This is a genomic window from Paenibacillus sp. S-38 (assembly GCF_049942825.1).
GTDB lineage: Bacteria > Bacillota > Bacilli > Paenibacillales > NBRC-103111 > Paenibacillus_G.
Genome location: NZ_CP187970.1, coordinates 5,957,340 through 5,974,876 on the forward strand (window position 1 = coordinate 5,957,340; position 17,537 = coordinate 5,974,876).

Below are 17,537 nucleotides of genomic sequence, written 5' to 3' on the forward strand. Positions count from 1 at the left end.
CACCTACGGCTTTCTCGCGATAATGACGACCCAGTCTCCCTCGACGTTACGGCCGGCGATCTCGAAGCCCTCCGCCTTCAGCGCCTCTTCGACGGATTCCTGCTTCGGCAGGATGACCCCGGAGACGATGTAAGTCCCTCCGGACACCAGGGCATCATAGACGTCCTTCACGAACAAGAGGATGATCTCCGCGAGAATGTTCGCCACCACGATCTGTACCGGCAGCTTCACACCGACGGACGAGCCCTCCTGCGTTTCGCTCCCCTTCAGCACGCCGAGCAGGTCGCTGAGCTTCACCGTGATGCGGTCATCCAGGCCGTTGAGGTGCGTGTTCTCTGTCGCCGAGGACACCGAGACCGGATCGAGATCTAGCGCCAGCACATGCTTCGCGCCCAGCTTCGCCGCCGCGATTGCGAGGATTCCGGAGCCTGTCCCGACGTCGATCACGTCTTCTCCACCTTGAATCACGCTCTCCAGCGTACGCAGGCAGAGCGCCGTCGTAGCATGGGTTCCCGTGCCGAAGGCCATGCCCGGATCGAGCTCAAGGATGATTTCCTCCGGACCCGGCGTGTACTCCTCCCACGTCGGCTTGATCGTCAGCCGCTCGGAGATGCGCAGCGGCTTGAAGTACTGCTTCCAGGCGTTAGCCCAGTCTTCGTCATCCACATCCTGCAGCTCGTAGGTCGGATTACCGGCATCAATATCGAACTCCGCCAGCTGTTCAATCCGCTCCTTGAGCTCGTTCACGATCGGGCCCATTTCCGTGCCTTCGGTGAAATAGCCTTTGATCACGGCCCGGCCTTCCGGAATATCGTTGAGCGGCATCTCGTACCATTGGCCTAGGGACGTATCCCGCTTTTTGTTCAACGTGCCCGATTCTTCGATCGAAACCCCGCCGGCTCCCAGCTCATGTATAAAGTTAGAGATCATCTCGATGGCTTCTTCGGTCGTATGTACGGTAATTTCATGGTAGCGCACAGTCGTCCCTCCTCTAGTTCACTTCAGCGTTTTTGGCTGCATACTCGGCTTCCTACATCTTTCTTCCAACATGCATAACTCCTAGTATACAACAAGATGGGTCCCCGGTAAAAATATAGGGCCGAAGTCATAAAAAACGGCCCCCCGCATGATCGTGATCATGCGAAGAACCGTTGTGAACTGCCGTACGGGGGACATGGGAACTGAGGGTGCACTAAGCGGTCCCGCCGGCTTCCCGGATAATGTGCCTCGCCAGTTCCGCCGAGGACTCGTCGATGATGACCGTCAGCAGCGTATCGCGGCGCGACACATCCTCCTGGGAGAAGGATTCCATGACGTCGGCCATGGACCCGCCGAAGCCGCTGGCATCCGTCTCGGTTGCGGCGAGGATGCCCGAATTGCGATCGAGCCCCGAAGCGCCGAGAGTCAAATATCCCAGCGACGGAATATTGCCGGTAATCGGGTTCATCGTTTCCTGGACGCCCGGGCCCGGATACTCGCCGAACCGGTCCACGCGCACTTCCGAAGCGCGCAGCGCCTTCAGCTTTCCAACACAGCTCTCGGCCTGCGCCGGAGAATGAAAATAGGCCATGATGCTCTGCTCTGCCATTGGCTCTATCCCTTCCTATTCCCGCTCTTGTCTGGCATCAGCCAGATCGGCGCGTTCCTGCGCTTCCAAGTCATTGGCATCCGCCAGCTCGCTGGAGAATTCGACATCCTCATTCTTGGCGATAGGCAGCTGATGATTAGACCTCTCCTGATTTCCGCGACTCATGGTGGACACTCCCTTCCCTTCAATCTTGCGGATGAATGCCGCTTTGGTATTGTCCGCAATTTCGAGGGGAATATGCGCAGGACCGCAGCGCAAGCCTCGGCCTCCCCCAAAGATAAAACCTTATCACTGCGTGCTGAGTGTTGCTTTGGCGGGTGGGAGGGAAAGCAGCCGCTGTTGACCTCGTGGCCCATTGAATTGATTTAGAGGTTAGGACACGAGGTCAAAGGCGGCACGTAAACTTTCCACCCCCTACGCATTCCCCGGTTTGCGCTGCTCCCTGCTTTTAAAAAAATAAAAAACACGGCAGCTGGGTTACCGCTGCCGTGCTCTTTTGGCGTGCTGGGCCATACTCATTGGCGCGAGAGGGAATATGCGCTCCCTACACCAACTTAATCGCCCAGGAACGCTTTCTTCATCCGTTCGAAGATCGACTGGTTCTGCTCATGCGTATGCTCTCCGCTGGTGCGGGAGAACTCGCGGAGCAGCTCCTTCTGGTCCTCGTTCAGGCTCGTCGGCGTGACGACGACGACCTTGACGTGCTGGTCGCCTTGGCCGTAGCCGCGGAGGCGCGGCACGCCTTTGCCCTTCAGGCGGAAGTACGTATCCGTCTGGGTGCCCGCCGGAATCTTGAGCTTGACCTTCTCCGTCAGCGTCGGGATCTCGATCTCGTCGCCCAGCGCCGCCTGCACGAACGTCAGCGGCACCTCGCAGTAGATGTCGTCGCCTTCGCGCTCGAAGAAGTCATGCGGCTTCACGCGGAGCACTACGTACAGGTCGCCCGGAGGGCCCCCGCGGGTACCCCCTTCGCCTTCGCCCGAGACGCGGAGCTGGGCTCCGTCGTCCACGCCGGCCGGGATGTTCAGGTTGATCTTGCGCTGCTTCTTCACCTTGCCTGCGCCGTGGCAGGTAGAGCACTTGTCCTTGACGATCTGTCCCTGTCCTTGGCACGCGGAACAAACGCGGCGGTTCACGATGCGGCCGAACGCGGTGTTCTGCACAACTTCCTGCTGGCCGCTGCCGTGGCAGACGCCGCAGGTCTCCGGCTTCGTCCCAGGCTTAGCCCCGCTGCCGTGACACGTGTCGCAGTTCTCGGTCCGTGGAATCTGGATGTCCGTCTTCTTGCCGAAGATCGCTTCCTTGAACTCGATGGTCATCGTGTACTGCAGGTCGTTGCCGCGCTGCGGCGCGTTCGGATTCCGGCGTCCGCCGCCCTGTCCTCCGAAGAACATGTCGAAGAGGTCACCGAAGCCGCCGAAGTCCTGTGCTCCGGCGCCGCCCATGCCCTGGTTCGGATCCACATGGCCGAACCGGTCGTACTGGGCCTTGCGCTGGTCATCGCTGAGCACGTCGTAGGCTTCTTTGGCTTCCTTGAATTTCGATTCGGCGTCAGCCGCTTTATTGACATCCGGGTGGTACTGGCGGGCAAGCTTTCGGTACGCTTTCTTGATATCTTCCTGCGAAGCGTCCTTGCCGACCCCCAGCACCTCATAGAAATCACGTTTGCTCATCGTTCCACTCCTACTCCCAGGGCTGGCAAGGCTCCGGCAAGGCGGACCCATCCATCTGTCCGCACCCGGCCGGCCTACCTCCCACACCCATCTTCTACAGACGGAAAGTCAAAGCCGGCGTGCGGCTTTGACTCCCCCTTGTACTATGCTAATGCTAACATACCTCTTACTTCTTGTCGTCGACGACTTCATAATCGGCATCCACTACGTTGTCTTTGCCCTTGCCGGCATTGCCCTGCGGCTCGCCGCCTTCAGGAGCGCCGCCCTGCTGGGACGCCTGCTCATACAGCTTCACGGACAGCTGCTGAACCACTTCGGTCAGCTGCTCGGTTGCCGCTTTGATCTCCTCGAGGTTGTCGCCTTCGAGCGCCTTCTTGACCTTCTCCTTGGCTTCGTTGGCTTTGTCGATCTCGGATTGGTCGACCTTGTCGCCGAGGTCCTTGATCGTTTTGTCAACGGAGTACACGAGCTGGTCCGCATTGTTGCGCACTTCGACGAGCTCTTTGCGCTTGCGGTCTTCCTCAGCGTGAGCTTCGGCTTCCTTCATCATGCGGTCGATCTCTTCATCGGAGAGGCCGCTCGAAGAAGTGATGGTGATCTTCTGACTCTTGCCCGTACCTTTATCCGTCGACGTTACGTTAACGATCCCGTTCGCGTCGATATCGAAGGTCACTTCGATCTGCGGAATGCCCCGCGGAGCCGGAGGAATGTCGCCGAGGATGAAGCGGCCCAGCGTCTTGTTGTCGGCTGCCATCGCACGCTCACCCTGCAGAACGTGGATTTCCACGCTAGGCTGGTTGTCGGCATAGGTCGTAAATACCTGCGACTTCGTCGTAGGGATCGTCGTGTTACGGTCGATCATCTTCGTGAAGACGCCGCCGGCCGTTTCGATACCCAGGGACAATGGTGTAACGTCGAGCAGTACGACGTCTTTGACATCGCCCGTCAGGACGCCCGCTTGCACCGCCGCACCGAGGGCAACGACTTCGTCCGGGTTTACGCCTTTGTGAGGCTCTTTGCCGATCAGGCGCTTAACAGCTTCCTGTACGGCTGGAATACGGGTCGAACCGCCGACGAGTACGACTTTGTCGATCTTGTCAGCCGACAGACCGGCATCGCTCAGCGCTTGACGGGTAGGACCCATCGTTCTTTCCACGAGTGTCGCGGACAGTTCTTCGAACTTCGCACGGGTCAGGGACAGCTCCAAGTGCTGCGGCACGCCGTCCACTACCGTGATGAACGGCAGGGAGATTTGCGTAGTCAGTACGCCGGAGAGTTCTTTCTTCGCCTTCTCTGCCGCATCCTTCAGACGCTGAACCGCCGCTTTGTCCTTGCTGAGGTCGATGCCGTGCTCTTTTTTGAACTCGGCTACGAGGTGGTCGATGATGACTTGGTCGAAGTCGTCGCCGCCAAGACGGTTGTCACCGGAGGTTGCTTTTACTTCGAAGAAGCCGTCGCCGAGCTCAAGGATCGACACGTCGAACGTACCGCCGCCGAGGTCATATACGAGGATCGTCTGGTCTTCGGACTTCTCAAGACCGTAGGCCAGGGCTGCTGCCGTAGGCTCGTTGACGATACGCAGCACTTCGAGGCCCGCGATCTTGCCCGCATCCTTCGTCGCTTGACGCTGGCTATCGTTGAAGTAAGCCGGAACCGTAATGACCGCTTGTGTTACCGTCTGGCCGAGGTAAGCTTCCGCATCGGCCTTCAGCTTCTGGAGGATCATCGCGGAAATTTCTTGTGCGGAGTAGTCCGTACCGTCGATGTTCTCTTTATGGTTCGTACCCATGTAGCGCTTGATCGACATGATCGTGCGGTCCGGGTTCGTGATCGCCTGGCGCTTCGCCGTTTCGCCAACTACACGCTCGCCGTCTTTCTTGAAGCCCACCACGGATGGAGTCGTACGGTTTCCTTCCGGGTTAGGAATAACTACCGCCTCGCCGCCTTCCATAACGGCTACGCAGGAGTTCGTGGTACCGAGGTCAATACCGATTACTTTACTCATGAGGAAAAGGCCTCCTTAGAATATCATGTTGAATCTTAGGTCATCATCTATATACTTATGAGCTCACTTTAACCATGGCCGGACGAAGAACCTTATCCTTGAGGAGGTAGCCCTTCTGGACTTCTTCCACAACGATGCCTTCTTCGTATTCTTCCGACTCCACCTGCATGATGGCCTGGTGGAACTCAGGGTTGAACGGAGTGCCCACTGCTTCCATAGGCTTCAAGCCTTCGTTCGCAAGCACACCGTCCAGCTGACGGAAGATCATGTCGACTCCCTTGATGAGGGCGTCGTAGTCTTTATTGTCACGGCTGGCTGCCATAGCCCGCTCGAAGTTATCCACAACGGGGAGAAGCTGCTCGATCAGTTTCAGCGAAGCATACTTGGCGAAATCTTCCTTCTCCTTCAGCGTACGCCGGCGGAAGTTGTCGAAGTCGGCTTGTGCGCGCAGTACGCGTCCCTGCTGCTCTTCGAGCTGCTTCTTCAGCTGTTCGATCTCCTGGTTGACCGCGTTCTGCTCCACTTCCGCTTCCCCTTGGGCCGCTTCCGTTTCGCCGTTTTCATATGTAGCCTTCGCTTCCTGTTCTGCTGCGTCGCCGGCTGCTTCCGGGTTTACCCCTGCGCCGTCTTTTTGTTCCGTATTCAATATTGTCACCTCCTTAACCGATTCGGCTGTGAAAACGGCTGACCGGCAGCCGTCCCACTCCATTCCTGCTCATTATCGTAGTGTATCCATAGATAGAGGAGTTGCAAACCTCCGGCTTTGCGGCCAGGCAGGGCCGAGGCTACTCCTCGGTCCGCGGCTGCCGCATCTTGATGACCGTGTGGATGCGCAGGATCGCCGCCGCCACTTCGCCGGCCGCCTGCAGCGCATGAAGCTTCACGTCGGCCGGGTCCATGACCCCGATCGCCGCCATGTCGGTCACCGCGCCCGTGTCACAGTCGATCGCGAGCGCATCATTGCCGGTGGCGATCTGCGCCGCTTTGACCTCCTCGACCTTCTCCAGCGGGTTGTACCCCGCATTGACGACGATCTGGGCCAGCGGCCGGCGCAGCGCCTCGGCGACGGCGGCGATGCCGAAGCCTTCCATGCCCTGCACCGTCTCGCGGTAGCGCTCGAGCTCGTGGGCCACGGCCGCTTCGGCGGATCCGCCGCCCGGCAGGCAGCCGCCGCGCAGCGCCGCCTGGACGCTCGATGCCGCGTCCTTCGCGATCCGCAGGCGTTCGCCGATCACCTCGCTGGTCGAGGCTCCGACCACGATGGTGACCTGGGCGCGGCCCTTGCCCTCGCCCATCCGGACGCTCTCGAGCCGCTCGTCGTAGGAGACGTGGCCCGCGTAGCCGAGGTACCCCGCCAGCTCTTCGGCCGGCTTGCCGAAACCGGTGCGCCGCAGCGGACGCGCCCCGGTATAGTCGGCAATACGCCGAAGATCCGCGCGGGAGATCCGCTGCAGGACCATGATGCCGTGGTCCGTGCAGAACTGCTCGGCCTCGGGGTCAACGCCCCGGTCCGAGGCGATGAAGCCGACCTGCAGCTCCACGAGCTTCGGCAGCAGGGAGCGGAACTGCTCCCGCAGCTGCATCTGCTTCTGAAAGCCGGAGTCGGTCATCAGCGCCTCGTCATGCACCGACTCGGGCTCGAACGCGTCCTGGAACAGGAGCACGCGGGCCGAGTCCGGCGGGAAATCCGGCTGGGCGTTCGCCGGGCGCTTTTGGATGAGCAGCCCAGGCCATACTTCATTTTGCGCCCTGCTATGGGATACGATCGTGTCCGAGAATCGAAACTGCGCATCCCGCATCTTGGGCAGGCCCAGCTTCTTCGCGCCTTCGATCACAAGCCGGGCGAGGTCTTCGTTCTCACGTCCGGCGACATAAGCGATCGAGTGCAGCTGCGGATCCTCCAGCCCCTCGAGCGGGCGGGCCCGCTTCGCGAGCATGCGCAGCCCCGCAGCCACGCCTTCCTGCACGCCCCGCACCACCTTGGCTACAGGTACGCCCCGCGTAACCTGGGCGGTGCCTTCGGCCACGATCGCGCCGGCAAGCACGGTCGCGGTCGTCGTCCCGTCGCCGATCTGCTCCTGCTGGGAGCGGGCGACCTGGATGAGCAGCCGCGCGGCCGGGTGAGTGACATCCATCTGTTCGAGAATCGTCACCCCGTCGTTGGTGATGATGACTTCCCCGCGGGGGCCGACGAGCATCGTATCCAGCCCCTTCGGCCCAAGAGTCCCTTCGACCGCCGAGGTGATGGCCCGGATCGCTCCCGCGTTGTTGCGGAGCGTCGCGTAGGCTTCTTCGCCTTCCCCGCCGGCCGGCTTCACGCCGCCGCTCATTTGTACCATCTTCCCATGAGCTTCGTCATATCCTTCGACAGGTAATCGAGCAGCCGGATCACCCGGGCGTAATCCATCCGTGTCGGCCCGAGGATGCCGATCGTGCCAAGCAGCTGTCCGTCCATCGAGTAGGACGCGGTGATAAGAGAGCAGTCGTTCACGGCTTCCATCTTGTTCTCACTGCCGATGCGCACCTGGATGCCGCCGGCCCCGGCCGTTCCTTCGAAAAGCTGGATGAGACGCGGCGCTTCCCCGAGCAGGTCGAGTATGCTTTTGACCTTATCGACGTCCTTGAACTCCGGCTGCGTCAGCATATTCGTCGTCCCGCCGAGGAAGATCCGTTCCTCCTCGTCTTTGTTCATGACGACGTCGATCATACCGAGAAGCTCCTCGTAACCGGAGACGTAGGAGCTCATCTCCGCCGCAATCTCGCTGTAGAGTTTCGATTTGAAATGGAGCAGCGGAACGTTCTGCAGCCGGGCGTTCAGGATGTTGACGAACTTCTCGATCTCGGACATCGGGATGCCCTCGGGAATCGTCACCGTCTTGTTCTCGACCTGGCCGGTGTTCGTTACGATAATCGCCACAGCCGTACGCTCATTCAGCGGTACGATCTGCAGATGCTTCATCGTCGTGCCGAGCATCTCCGGCCCCATGACGATGGACGTATAGCTGGTCAGATTCGAGAGAATCATCGCCACCTGCTGGATGATCCGCTCCATCTCCTGCATTTTGTCCGCAAAAAACCGCTTGATGAGGTCCACCTCTTGAAACTCCTGGTTCTCCGCATAGGTCATCAGGTGATCCACATAATACCGGTAGCCCTTATGCGAAGGAATCCGGCCGGCCGACGTATGCGGCTGCTCCAGGAACCCCATCTCCTCGAGGTCGGACATTTCATTACGAATGGTGGCGGGGGAAAACCCCACATTACCGCGCTTGGAGATGCTGCGGGAGCCTACCGGCTCTGCTGAACGAATGTAATCATCTACGATGGCACTAAGAATCTGTCGCTGGCGTTCGGTCAACATAAATCATCCCACCTTTACCCTGGTACATGGCCTTGCCGCTTATATAAACCCCTAGAAGCTGAATGACTTAAGAACATTACAAAGGGCCGCGCAGAGAGAAAACCCTCTGACGGGCTTGTCGTTAGCACTCCTTCGAAGTGAGTGCTAAGCTAATACAAAAATAACAGACCCAAAGGGTCTGTGTCAAGTCAATCCAGTCGTTTGAGCACCGCGATTTCATCGCAGCAGTGCTGTTTTTTGCAGTGGATGCAGTCGCGCCACACCTTCTCCGGGAAGATCTCTTTGGGCACGACGCTAAACCCGCTGCGTTCAAAGAATTTGTCTTCATAGGTCAGCGCCATCAGCTTCGGAATGCCCTGCTTTCTCGCCTCCTGCTCCAGCAGCGAGACGATCGCTTTGCCGATCCCCTGCCCCTTGTGCCCTTCCGTAACGCCGAGCGACCGGATCTCCACGAGATCCTGTCCGAGCCGGGTCAGGGAGCCGCAGCCTACGAGCTCATCGCCGATCTCTGCAACGACGAACGTATCGAGCTGTGCCGCGAGCGTCTCCCGGGTGCGCGGAAGCATAATTCCTTTCTCCGCATACCCTTGAATAATATGATACAGTCTGTCAATATCCTGCTCCACCGCTTTGCGGCAGGTTAATGTCGTCGTCATTGCAGATCCCCACCATTCCCTCTAAGTCTGCCTTCAAGAGCGAGCCGGCCCGGACACTCCGTGAGGAGCATGCGGCCGAGTCTTCTCAAGGTCGATATCCGCGTGCATCCCCTTTAGGCTGCCGCCTCTATCAACTGAAGAAAATCATATGAATAAATATACAACACGACGTATAATCCATCAACCCATTTTTTGAACCGTTCAGATCTTTTTTTGCTCCGCGAGCCCTAAAAATTCACCGAACACCTCGTTGCCGAGCAGAATGCCCTGCGAGCTCAGACGGTACCCTTCCGCCGTGTTCTCCAGCAGCCCCTTCCCGCACAGCGTGCCAAGCACGCCGCCGAAGACGGATTCGAGAGAACGCCCGAACTGGAACTCAAAATCGCTGCCCTTCACGCCCTGCAGCATCCGCAGTCCGACCATCATGAAGTCCTCCATCGCTTCCTCCACGGTGATCTCCTCCGTGCTGAGCAGCGGGCGTCCCTTGCGCGTCGCATCGATATACGGCTGCACGCCCTTGATATTGACATGCCGCAAGCCGTGCACATACCCGTGCGCCCCGGCGCCCAGGCCGTAGTAGCTCTGGTTGCGCCAGTACATCGCGTTGTGCCGGCTCTCATACCCCGGCCGCGCGAAGTTGCTGATCTCGTACTGTCCGTACCCTTCGCTCTTCAGCCGCTCCATCAGGGCGAGGAACATCTCGAGCTCCGCCTCTTCTTCCGGGAGCTTCAGTTCGCCGCGCTGGTACAGGGTGTGAAACAGCGTATTCTCCTCCACCTTCAGGCTGTAGATCGAATAGTGGGGCAAGTCCAACGCCAGCGCCTTCGTCAGCGTATCCTGCATGATCTGCGGCGTCTGGCCCGGCAGACCGAACATCAGGTCGATCGACAGGTTCGTGAAGCCGGCCTTCCTTGCATTCTCCAGACTCCGGTAGACGTCGTCGGTGTTGTGAATGCGTCCGATGCCCTCGAGCAGCCCGTTATCGAACGACTGCACCCCGAACGAGATGCGGTTGACCCCGCCCTCTCGCATCGCCTGGAGCTTCTCCAGGTCCGTCGTGCCCGGATTCGCCTCCATCGTGAATTCGATATGCTCCGACCAGTTCGGAAAATAGCGCTTCACGCCCTCCAGAAACACCTTCATCTGCGGAGGCGTCAGCACGGTCGGCGTCCCGCCGCCCACGAAGATCGTCTGAATCTCCCCCGGCGGGACGAGACGGACGGTCTCGGCCATCTCCCTCTCCAGCGCTTCGAGATAATCCATCACAGGCTGTCCCTTGAGCACATAGGAATTAAAATCGCAGTAGTGGCACTTGTTCGTACAGAACGGGATATGAATGTATACCGCCGCCGGCGTTTGTTCTAGGTGCATTCTATGCATCGGCGTTCCCTCCTGCGCCCGTCCGGGCGCTCTTCTTTTATTTAACCCGGCCCCGCTCCGATAACTCGAAGCCGCCGGCTTTCGTCCCCAAATCAAAAGCAGGTGCCGGGCTCCCCGCAAGGGGGAGTCCGAAAGCACCTGCCGGCGTATCTGTCTTAGTTGTCGTCGAGCTTCAGGACCGCCATGAACGCTTCCTGCGGCACCTCTACGCTGCCGACCTGCTTCATGCGCTTCTTGCCCTCTTTCTGCTTCTCGAGGAGCTTCCGCTTCCGCGAGATATCGCCCCCGTAACACTTGGCAAGAACGTTCTTGCGCATCGCCTTGACCGTTTCGCGGGCGATGATCTTTTGGCCGATGGCCGCCTGGATCGGCACCTCGAACATCTGGCGGGGGATGAGCTCGCGCAGCTTCTCGCAGATGATGCGGCCGCGGTTGTAGGCGCGGTCGCGGTGCACGATGAACGACAGGGCATCGACCTGCTCGCCGTTCAGCATGATGTCCATCTTCACGAGGTTCGACTGCTTGTAGCCCGACACCTCATAATCGAAGGAAGCATAGCCCCGGGTGCTCGACTTCAGCTGGTCGAAGAAGTCGTACACGATCTCGGACAGCGGGATGTCGTACTTCAGCGTCACCCGCGTTGCATCGAGGTATTCCATCGTATTATACTCGCCGCGCTTGTTCTGGCACAGCTCCATGATCGTTCCGACGTAATCCTTCGGCACGATGATCGAAGCCTTGACGTAAGGCTCTTCGACATAATCGATCTTGCCCGGCTCCGGGAACAGCGAAGGGTTCTCGATGCTGAGCACATTGCCGTTGGTCTCATGCACCTTGAACACTACGCTCGGCGCCGTGGTGATCAGCGGAATATCGAACTCCCGCTCGATGCGCTCCTGGATCACATCCATATGCAGCAGTCCGAGGAAGCCGCAGCGGAAGCCGAAGCCCAGCGCCGTCGAAGTCTCCGGCTCGAAGCTCAGCGACGCGTCGTTGAGCTGCAGCTTCTCGAGCGCTTCGCGCAGGTCGTTGTAATCGCTCGTCTCGATCGGGTACAGTCCGCAGAACACCATGGGGTTGATCTTGCGGTAGCCCGGCAGCGGTTCCGGCGTCGGGTTCTTCGCGTCGGTGACCGTGTCCCCGACCCGTGTGTCACCGACATTCTTGATGCCGGCCACGATAAAGCCTACGTCGCCCACTTCGAGTGACTCCACTGTGCTCATCCGCGGCTTGAACGCCCCGACTTCAATGACGTCGAATACCGCTTCGGTCGCCATGAACTTGATCTTGGAACCCGCGCGGATCGAGCCGTCCACTACCCGCACGTAGACGATAACGCCCTTGTACGGATCGTAGTGGGAGTCGAAAATAAGGGCCTTCAGCGGGTTATCCGACTGCCCGGTCGGCGCCGGCACCTTCTGGACGACCTGCTCCAGGATTTCCTTGATCCCGATGCCCGCCTTGGCGGAAGCCAGCACCGCTTCGCTCGCGTCCAGGCCGATGACATCTTCGACTTCGGTCTTCACGCGTTCAGGGTCAGCGCTCGGCAGGTCGATCTTGTTGATGACCGGCAGAATCTCGAGGTTGTTGTCTAGGGCGAGGTACACGTTCGCCAGCGTCTGCGCCTCGATCCCCTGTGCCGCGTCCACCACCAGCAGCGCGCCTTCACAGGCCGCCAGGCTTCGGGAGACCTCGTACGTGAAGTCGACGTGTCCCGGGGTGTCGATCAGGTTCAATATATAATCCTCGCCGTCGTCGGCGCGGTAGTTCAGCCGTACAGCCTGCAGCTTGATCGTGATGCCGCGTTCGCGCTCGAGCTCCATCTGGTCGAGCACCTGTTCCTGCATTTCGCGCGAGGTAAGCGCTCCGGTAAACTCAAGAATACGGTCCGCCAGCGTCGATTTTCCGTGGTCGATATGGGCGATAATGCTAAAGTTTCTGATTTTCTTCTGTCTGGCCTGAATATCCATCGGCAGCTAAACCTCACTAACCTGCAATTTTTACAATACTTCTTATTATAGCAGTTGTGGGGCCCTGCATCAATGTACCCCGCCTATGGGATTTCAACCTACGCCGAAAAAGGGCGCTCCCCAGCACCGCAGCTGCCGCCGCGATACGGGAACGCCCTCCCCTGGCTTGACGCTATTCCAGCACCGCTTCCACCATCGAAACGAACAGCTTGATGGCGTGGCGCGTGATGATCTGCAGCAGCTCGCCCGCCTTGTTGCCGAGCCGGTTGATGCCGGTGTCGGCCGCCGGCTCCTCGGCGGGGCGCGGCAGTGGGCGGCCGTCCCCTTTGGCCCCCGACACCGCCGCCTCCTTCACCGGCTGAGGGGCAGCCGTCTTGCCGGCCGGAGCCGCCGTATAAGCGCGCGGCTGGGCGGACACCTGCACACGCTCCAGCGGCCCGTTGATCCGCTCGGTCCCCTGCGTGGCCAGGGAGACGCCGAAGAAGATGCAGAATCCCATGGCCAGTGCCACCCCGCCGATCGTCACTGCCGCATTTCCCCTCATCGCCTTCGTCCCCCTGTCCGTTATTGATCCTCGCTACCTGCCTGTCCGTCAAGTGTATTTCCTGTATCCGGCTCATCCGTGCCACTTCCTAAGCCTGGTTTCTTCCACAATCCCGCTTCTTCCTTATCCCTGCTTCTTGCCATCCCCGCCGCCCTGCGGCTTGGCGTCCACCTTCTGCGCATTGAGGATTACCTCGGAGATCGCGTCCGCCAGGGCGTCCACGGTCCGGTAGCATTCCTCCAGCGAGTTATCGACACCACCCACTTCGATCAGGACGCTATTCGGCGAGAAATTCTGGTTGTACACCCCGTTGCCTTCACCGCTCTTCGCGTGAATTCCCTTGGAGAGGCCCGGGTACTTCTCCTCCAGCACCTTGTCGATCCGCTCGGCGAACGCGTAATTTTCCTTCCACTTCGGATTCTTCCCTCCAATAATGAAATAAATCTGGGCATAATCCTTGCCGCCGATCCGGGCGGTGGTCTTGTCCCTTCGCTGGGAATCGCGGTGGATATCGAAGTAGAAGTCCAGATCGGGGTGCCCCGCCATCGCTTCCTGCAGCGTTTTGAAGGAGTACTTATAAGAATAGTAATAGTTGAAGGTCTTCTCGATGGCCGGATAGTTCTTGTCCGAATGAACCGCCCCAATCCCTTCCTTCTCCAGCTTCTGTGCCAGACGAAGCCCGACCAGCGTCACATTCTTCTTCGGGTCGTACGCCTTGTCCGGATCCTTCGTGCCCGGCAGCTCCGGAAGATAGGATTCCTGGTTGTGAGACTGATAGATAAAAGCCACATTCTTGCCTGCCGAGCTTGGCGGCTTGGCCTGTGCCGGGAGAGCGGGCCCCAGCACCGGTCCCTCTTCGCCGCCCGGATTGGCGGTAATGGAGCCGGCTTCCCCGAGGTTCTCTCCCTTGAACAAGTCGGGCGATGTCGGTCCGTAATCCTCCGGCGAGTCTACGACAAGGCCTCCCTGCGGCGTGCTGAGCACCACCGGCCTGTCCATCCCGGGCATCTCGCGCGCGATCAAGGTCTTCGGGTCGTCCGGATTGATATCCGTGACGAGCGAGAAGAGAAAGCCCGAGATGTTCGACTGGGAGAAGGTGAACGACTGCCGGTCCGCCTGCAGGTGCGGCACCTCCATCCCCATCATATCCATGAAAAACCGGCTCGATACCGAAGCTGCGAGCCCCTTCATCGAGGAGGACGGCGCCGTCCCCGTCAGCTTGGACTGCATATACCCGAGGACCCCGAGTCCGAGAAAAAACACGACGCTCCCCGTCATCAGAATGGTAAGCGTGCGGGTATACACGCCGATGGCTTGTCCTGTTTTTTTATACCTGCTCCAGCTTGCCGTTACGGCTGACCATTTCATCATAGCCATTCCTCCTTCAGCCTTCTCTACTATCAACTCTATGAGCGGAGGACGGAGGGTAGAACCAAAAAAGAAGAATAGAACGATATGCAATAGAGCCGCATAATAGATTCATTCCAATCGGAGAGTCCGGTTCAAAACCGAGCAGCGGCACCCAGATCCACCCGAGCCGCCCGGCAAACAAAAAAAGAGGCGTCCCCCTGCCGCTGCAGGACGGACCCTCTTCTGCTATGTTCCGGCTGCCGCCCAAGTCCTAGTGGGTATACGCCGAAACGTTATTCGTATCCACGGCTTCGTGCAGCGCCGCATTGAGACCGTTCGCGATGATGCTCGCGATGTCTTCGATGAACTGGTCGATTTCCTTCGGTGTGACGAGCAGATCGTGGCCGAGCGGGTTCAGCACTTCCTTCACGAGCTGCAGCCGCTCTCCTTCCTGCATGGCGTCCAGGAGGCCGAGAATATGGCCGGTGTTCGAAGTCTGGCTGCGGAAGTGGTTGTGCATCATGTCAAAGGCATTGTTGACGATGGTGGACGCATACACGACGGTAGGCACGCCGATCGCGATGCAGGGCACTCCCAGCGTATCGAGGGTAAGCCCCTTGCGCTTGTTGCCGATCCCCGATCCCGGGTGGATGCCCGTGTCGGCGATCTGGATCGTCGTGTTCACCCGCTCAAGCGACCGGGAGGCCAGCGCGTCGATCGCGATCACGAGATCCGGCTTCGAGCGGTCCACGATTCCCTGTGCGATCTCGCCCGTTTCGATTCCCGTCGTTCCAAGCACCCCTGGCGCGACTGCGCTCACCGGCCGGTACCCCGGGGAAACCTGACCCGGCATCAGCTCGAAGAAATGCCGGGTGACCAGCACGTTCTCCACGACCATCGGTCCGAGCGCATCCGGCGTCACGTTCCAATTCCCGAGGCCCACAATGAGCACACTGGCATTAGGCCCGATGTTCAGCTTCTGCAGAAAGCGCTCGAACTCTTTGGCGAACAGCGTCGCCACACGGTCCTGCAGCTCCGTATCCTTCTTGCGGAGCTCCGGCACGTCAATCGTAATATAATGCCCCGGCAGCTTGCCGATCGTCCGGGAAGCCTCGGGCGTGGTAATATCAATGAGGGAAACCCGAATCCCTTCCTCCTCATAATTGGTCTTATGTAATCCGGGAATCAGCGTTCCACCCGCAGAGGCCATATCATGCGCCTCCAAGGCCAGATCGGTGCGTACCGAATACTCGCTCAGGTCGAGACTCATGAACCCATCTCCTTTCATATGGTGCTCTCTTCCTCGGTTTATTGTGCCAATTCCGAAGAGCCGTTATGCAAAAGTTTTGCAGGCTTTCCCACACTCTATTGCAATTTGGATGGGCTCATGTTAGAATATCAAGAGTTGTCAATAGACCGCTTTTTTGTGTCTTTTGCAAGTTGTAGTAGGAGGTGAATCGTCAATGCCAAACATTAAATCCGCAATCAAACGCGTGAAAGTGAGCGAGAAGCGCCGTCTGCGCAACGCATCTCATAAATCCGCTCTCCGCACGGCTGTGAAGTCTTTCGAGACCGCTGCAGCAGGCTCTAACGTGGAAACGGCTAAAGCCGCTCTGATCGCTGCCAGCCAAAAGCTGGACAAAGCCGCGACTAAAGGCTTGATCCATAAAAACGCCGCAGCCCGCAAGAAGTCCCGCCTGGCGAAAAAGCTTAACGCTCTTTCCGCTCAAGCGTAATGCTTGCAAAGCGATAAATAAACGCGTACCGTTCCTAGAACGGTGCGCGTTTATTCATTTTACAGGCAGCAGCGAGCTCCGCTTCCCATCGAAAAAAGATCCTCCCTTCGGGTATCCGGGGAGGATCTTTTTTCTATTCTTAACCTCGCCGATGCCAGGTAAGGCTGAAAGCCATACAGCCGGCTTCCTCAGGAAGCCAGCTTGAGCAGGAAGAGCTCGAGACCCAGCACTTTGTCGATCCGCCCGCTCTTCATCTGAAAGTCCAGATCCGCCAGCTGCTGCAGGATCGATCCTAGCCGCTTGAGGTCAAACCGGTTCGCCTGCCCCGCCGCGATCTTCACGCCGTACGGATGCAGCCCGATCTGGCTCGCAATCTGCTGCTGGGAATAGCCCTGGCTCATCAGATCCTTCACCTGGAACATGATGCGGAACTGCCGGGCCACCAGCATGACGATCTTGATCGGCTCTTCCTTGCGCCGCAGGAGTTCGTTCAGCATCGTGAAGGCGGGATCCATCTGCATCTGGACGATATGCTCGATGAGCTGGAAGATGTTCTGCTCCGTCGTGCGGCTGACCAGCTGCTCGAGATCATCCGCGGTCAGTGTACCGCCCTGGCCTGCGAACAGCCCGCACTTCTCCACTTCCTTCGTCAGCGCCTGCAGGCTGGTCCCCGTGTAGAGAATGAGCCGGTCCACCACCCCCGGCGCGAACTCGAACCCTCGGCGCCGCGCTTCCTGCGCCACCCATTGGGTCAGCTCGTCAGCAGAGAGCATCGTGCAGGGAACCAGTACATCCGCTTCCTTCAGCGACTTCACAATTTTTTTGCGCTCGTCGAGCTTCTCCGCGTCCACCGTGAAGATCAGCACCGAATAATCGACCGGCGACTTCATATACTCCGTCAGCTTCTCCAGCCGGTGCTCCACCTTATTGCTTTCCTTGGCTCCTGTGAGGAATAAAGCGTTCGAAGCCACAACCAGCTTGCGCGGCACCATGAACGGAAGCGTCTCCGCCTCCTCAATGACCGACTCCACCGGCGTCTCGGCCAGGTCGTACCTGGTCACGGCGAAAGCCTTGTGTTCCGGCTCGACCAGCTTGTCCGTCAGCCGGGAGATCAGCTCCTGGATCAGGTAGGCTTCGCCCCCGTAGCACACGTAGATCGGTGCTATCTCTCCCCGTCCGATCCGTTTAACCGCCGTCTTGTAATCCATACTGCCCCATGCACCCCGTTCTTCTTCTATGCTCCCATGATAACAACAACAAAGGGATTACGTCAA

The 17,537-nt window shown here is 59.0% G+C and carries 16 protein-coding genes; 1 reads left to right on the forward strand and 15 read right to left on the reverse strand.

The window, feature by feature from the left end; translation table 11 throughout:
- Nucleotides 1-3: 3 nt before the first annotated feature.
- From prmA to gpr, 14 genes are all read right to left on the reverse strand, one after another.
- On the reverse strand, nucleotides 4-978 hold the full coding sequence (gene prmA / locus ACP26L_RS26365; protein WP_426447837.1) for a 50S ribosomal protein L11 methyltransferase: 975 nt from the start codon (nucleotides 976-978) through the stop codon (nucleotides 4-6).
- Nucleotides 979-1,192: 214 nt separating this feature from the next.
- Nucleotides 1,193-1,588: a hypothetical protein gene (locus ACP26L_RS26370; protein WP_426447839.1), complete on the reverse strand. Its 396-nt coding sequence runs from the start codon at nucleotides 1,586-1,588 to the stop codon at nucleotides 1,193-1,195.
- A gap of 15 nt (nucleotides 1,589-1,603) precedes the next feature.
- Complete coding sequence (locus ACP26L_RS26375) at nucleotides 1,604-1,753, reverse strand: YfhD family protein (RefSeq protein WP_426447841.1); 150 nt, start codon at nucleotides 1,751-1,753, stop codon at nucleotides 1,604-1,606.
- A gap of 389 nt (nucleotides 1,754-2,142) precedes the next feature.
- Nucleotides 2,143-3,261: a molecular chaperone DnaJ gene (gene dnaJ / locus ACP26L_RS26380; RefSeq protein ID WP_426447842.1), complete on the reverse strand. Its 1,119-nt coding sequence runs from the start codon at nucleotides 3,259-3,261 to the stop codon at nucleotides 2,143-2,145.
- A gap of 166 nt (nucleotides 3,262-3,427) precedes the next feature.
- On the reverse strand, nucleotides 3,428-5,266 hold the full coding sequence (dnaK, locus tag ACP26L_RS26385) for a molecular chaperone DnaK (protein WP_426447843.1): 1,839 nt from the start codon (nucleotides 5,264-5,266) through the stop codon (nucleotides 3,428-3,430).
- A 55-nt stretch (nucleotides 5,267-5,321) separates the two neighbouring features.
- Nucleotides 5,322-5,912: a nucleotide exchange factor GrpE gene (grpE, locus tag ACP26L_RS26390; protein ID WP_426447844.1), complete on the reverse strand. Its 591-nt coding sequence runs from the start codon at nucleotides 5,910-5,912 to the stop codon at nucleotides 5,322-5,324.
- Between the two features lie 139 nt (nucleotides 5,913-6,051).
- The gene (locus ACP26L_RS26395) at nucleotides 6,052-7,596 is read right to left on the reverse strand and encodes a TCP-1/cpn60 chaperonin family protein (protein WP_426455092.1); all 1,545 of its coding nucleotides are present in this window, start codon (nucleotides 7,594-7,596) and stop codon (nucleotides 6,052-6,054) included.
- Complete coding sequence (gene hrcA / locus ACP26L_RS26400; protein WP_426447845.1) at nucleotides 7,593-8,627, reverse strand: heat-inducible transcriptional repressor HrcA; 1,035 nt, start codon at nucleotides 8,625-8,627, stop codon at nucleotides 7,593-7,595. Before hrcA ends, ACP26L_RS26395 begins: the two co-directional genes overlap by 4 nt.
- 188 nt (nucleotides 8,628-8,815) lie before the next feature.
- Complete coding sequence (locus tag ACP26L_RS26405) at nucleotides 8,816-9,283, reverse strand: N-acetyltransferase (RefSeq protein WP_426447846.1); 468 nt, start codon at nucleotides 9,281-9,283, stop codon at nucleotides 8,816-8,818.
- Nucleotides 9,284-9,484: 201 nt separating this feature from the next.
- Nucleotides 9,485-10,663, reverse strand: coding sequence for a radical SAM family heme chaperone HemW (gene hemW / locus ACP26L_RS26410; RefSeq protein WP_426447847.1), 1,179 nt, complete (start codon nucleotides 10,661-10,663; stop codon nucleotides 9,485-9,487).
- Nucleotides 10,664-10,818: 155 nt separating this feature from the next.
- Entirely contained in the window at nucleotides 10,819-12,633 is a 1,815-nt protein-coding gene (gene lepA / locus ACP26L_RS26415; RefSeq protein WP_426447849.1) for a translation elongation factor 4, read from the reverse strand.
- 172 nt (nucleotides 12,634-12,805) lie between these two features.
- Complete coding sequence (locus tag ACP26L_RS26420; RefSeq protein WP_426447850.1) at nucleotides 12,806-13,177, reverse strand: hypothetical protein; 372 nt, start codon at nucleotides 13,175-13,177, stop codon at nucleotides 12,806-12,808.
- A 123-nt stretch (nucleotides 13,178-13,300) separates the two neighbouring features.
- The gene (locus tag ACP26L_RS26425) at nucleotides 13,301-14,548 is read right to left on the reverse strand and encodes a stage II sporulation protein P (protein WP_426447852.1); all 1,248 of its coding nucleotides are present in this window, start codon (nucleotides 14,546-14,548) and stop codon (nucleotides 13,301-13,303) included.
- Nucleotides 14,549-14,798: 250 nt separating this feature from the next.
- On the reverse strand, nucleotides 14,799-15,797 hold the full coding sequence (gpr, locus tag ACP26L_RS26430) for a GPR endopeptidase (protein ID WP_426447853.1): 999 nt from the start codon (nucleotides 15,795-15,797) through the stop codon (nucleotides 14,799-14,801).
- A gap of 193 nt (nucleotides 15,798-15,990) precedes the next feature.
- On the opposite strand from gpr, the gene rpsT reads away from it, so the two are divergent.
- Entirely contained in the window at nucleotides 15,991-16,263 is a 273-nt protein-coding gene (gene rpsT / locus ACP26L_RS26435) for a 30S ribosomal protein S20 (RefSeq protein WP_013917850.1), read from the forward strand.
- Nucleotides 16,264-16,451: 188 nt separating this feature from the next.
- Here the strand turns inward: rpsT and holA are convergent, their stop codons facing one another.
- Complete coding sequence (gene holA, locus ACP26L_RS26440) at nucleotides 16,452-17,471, reverse strand: DNA polymerase III subunit delta (protein ID WP_426447854.1); 1,020 nt, start codon at nucleotides 17,469-17,471, stop codon at nucleotides 16,452-16,454.
- Nucleotides 17,472-17,537 lie beyond the last annotated feature (66 nt).

Bases quoted from the DNA above. Each gene is read 5' to 3' on its own strand.
- ACP26L_RS26370 (WP_426447839.1), bottom strand. From the start codon at position 1,588: ATGGCAGAGCAGAGCATCATGGCCTATTTTCATTCTCCGGCGCAGGCC.
- ACP26L_RS26375 (WP_426447841.1), bottom strand. From the start codon at position 1,753: ATGAGTCGCGGAAATCAGGAGAGGTCTAATCATCAGCTGCCTATCGCC.
- dnaJ (WP_426447842.1), bottom strand. From the start codon at position 3,261: ATGAGCAAACGTGATTTCTATGAGGTGCTGGGGGTCGGCAAGGACGCT.
- dnaK (WP_426447843.1), bottom strand. From the start codon at position 5,266: ATGAGTAAAGTAATCGGTATTGACCTCGGTACCACGAACTCCTGCGTA.
- ACP26L_RS26395 (WP_426455092.1), bottom strand. From the start codon at position 7,596: ATGAGCGGCGGCGTGAAGCCGGCCGGCGGGGAAGGCGAAGAAGCCTAC.
- hrcA (WP_426447845.1), bottom strand. From the start codon at position 8,627: ATGTTGACCGAACGCCAGCGACAGATTCTTAGTGCCATCGTAGATGAT.
- ACP26L_RS26405 (WP_426447846.1), bottom strand. From the start codon at position 9,283: ATGACGACGACATTAACCTGCCGCAAAGCGGTGGAGCAGGATATTGAC.
- hemW (WP_426447847.1), bottom strand. From the start codon at position 10,663: ATGCATAGAATGCACCTAGAACAAACGCCGGCGGCGGTATACATTCAT.
- lepA (WP_426447849.1), bottom strand. From the start codon at position 12,633: ATGGATATTCAGGCCAGACAGAAGAAAATCAGAAACTTTAGCATTATC.
- ACP26L_RS26420 (WP_426447850.1), bottom strand. From the start codon at position 13,177: ATGAGGGGAAATGCGGCAGTGACGATCGGCGGGGTGGCACTGGCCATG.
- ACP26L_RS26425 (WP_426447852.1), bottom strand. From the start codon at position 14,548: ATGATGAAATGGTCAGCCGTAACGGCAAGCTGGAGCAGGTATAAAAAA.
- gpr (WP_426447853.1), bottom strand. From the start codon at position 15,797: ATGAGTCTCGACCTGAGCGAGTATTCGGTACGCACCGATCTGGCCTTG.
- rpsT (WP_013917850.1), top strand. From the start codon at position 15,991: ATGCCAAACATTAAATCCGCAATCAAACGCGTGAAAGTGAGCGAGAAG.
- holA (WP_426447854.1), bottom strand. From the start codon at position 17,471: ATGGATTACAAGACGGCGGTTAAACGGATCGGACGGGGAGAGATAGCA.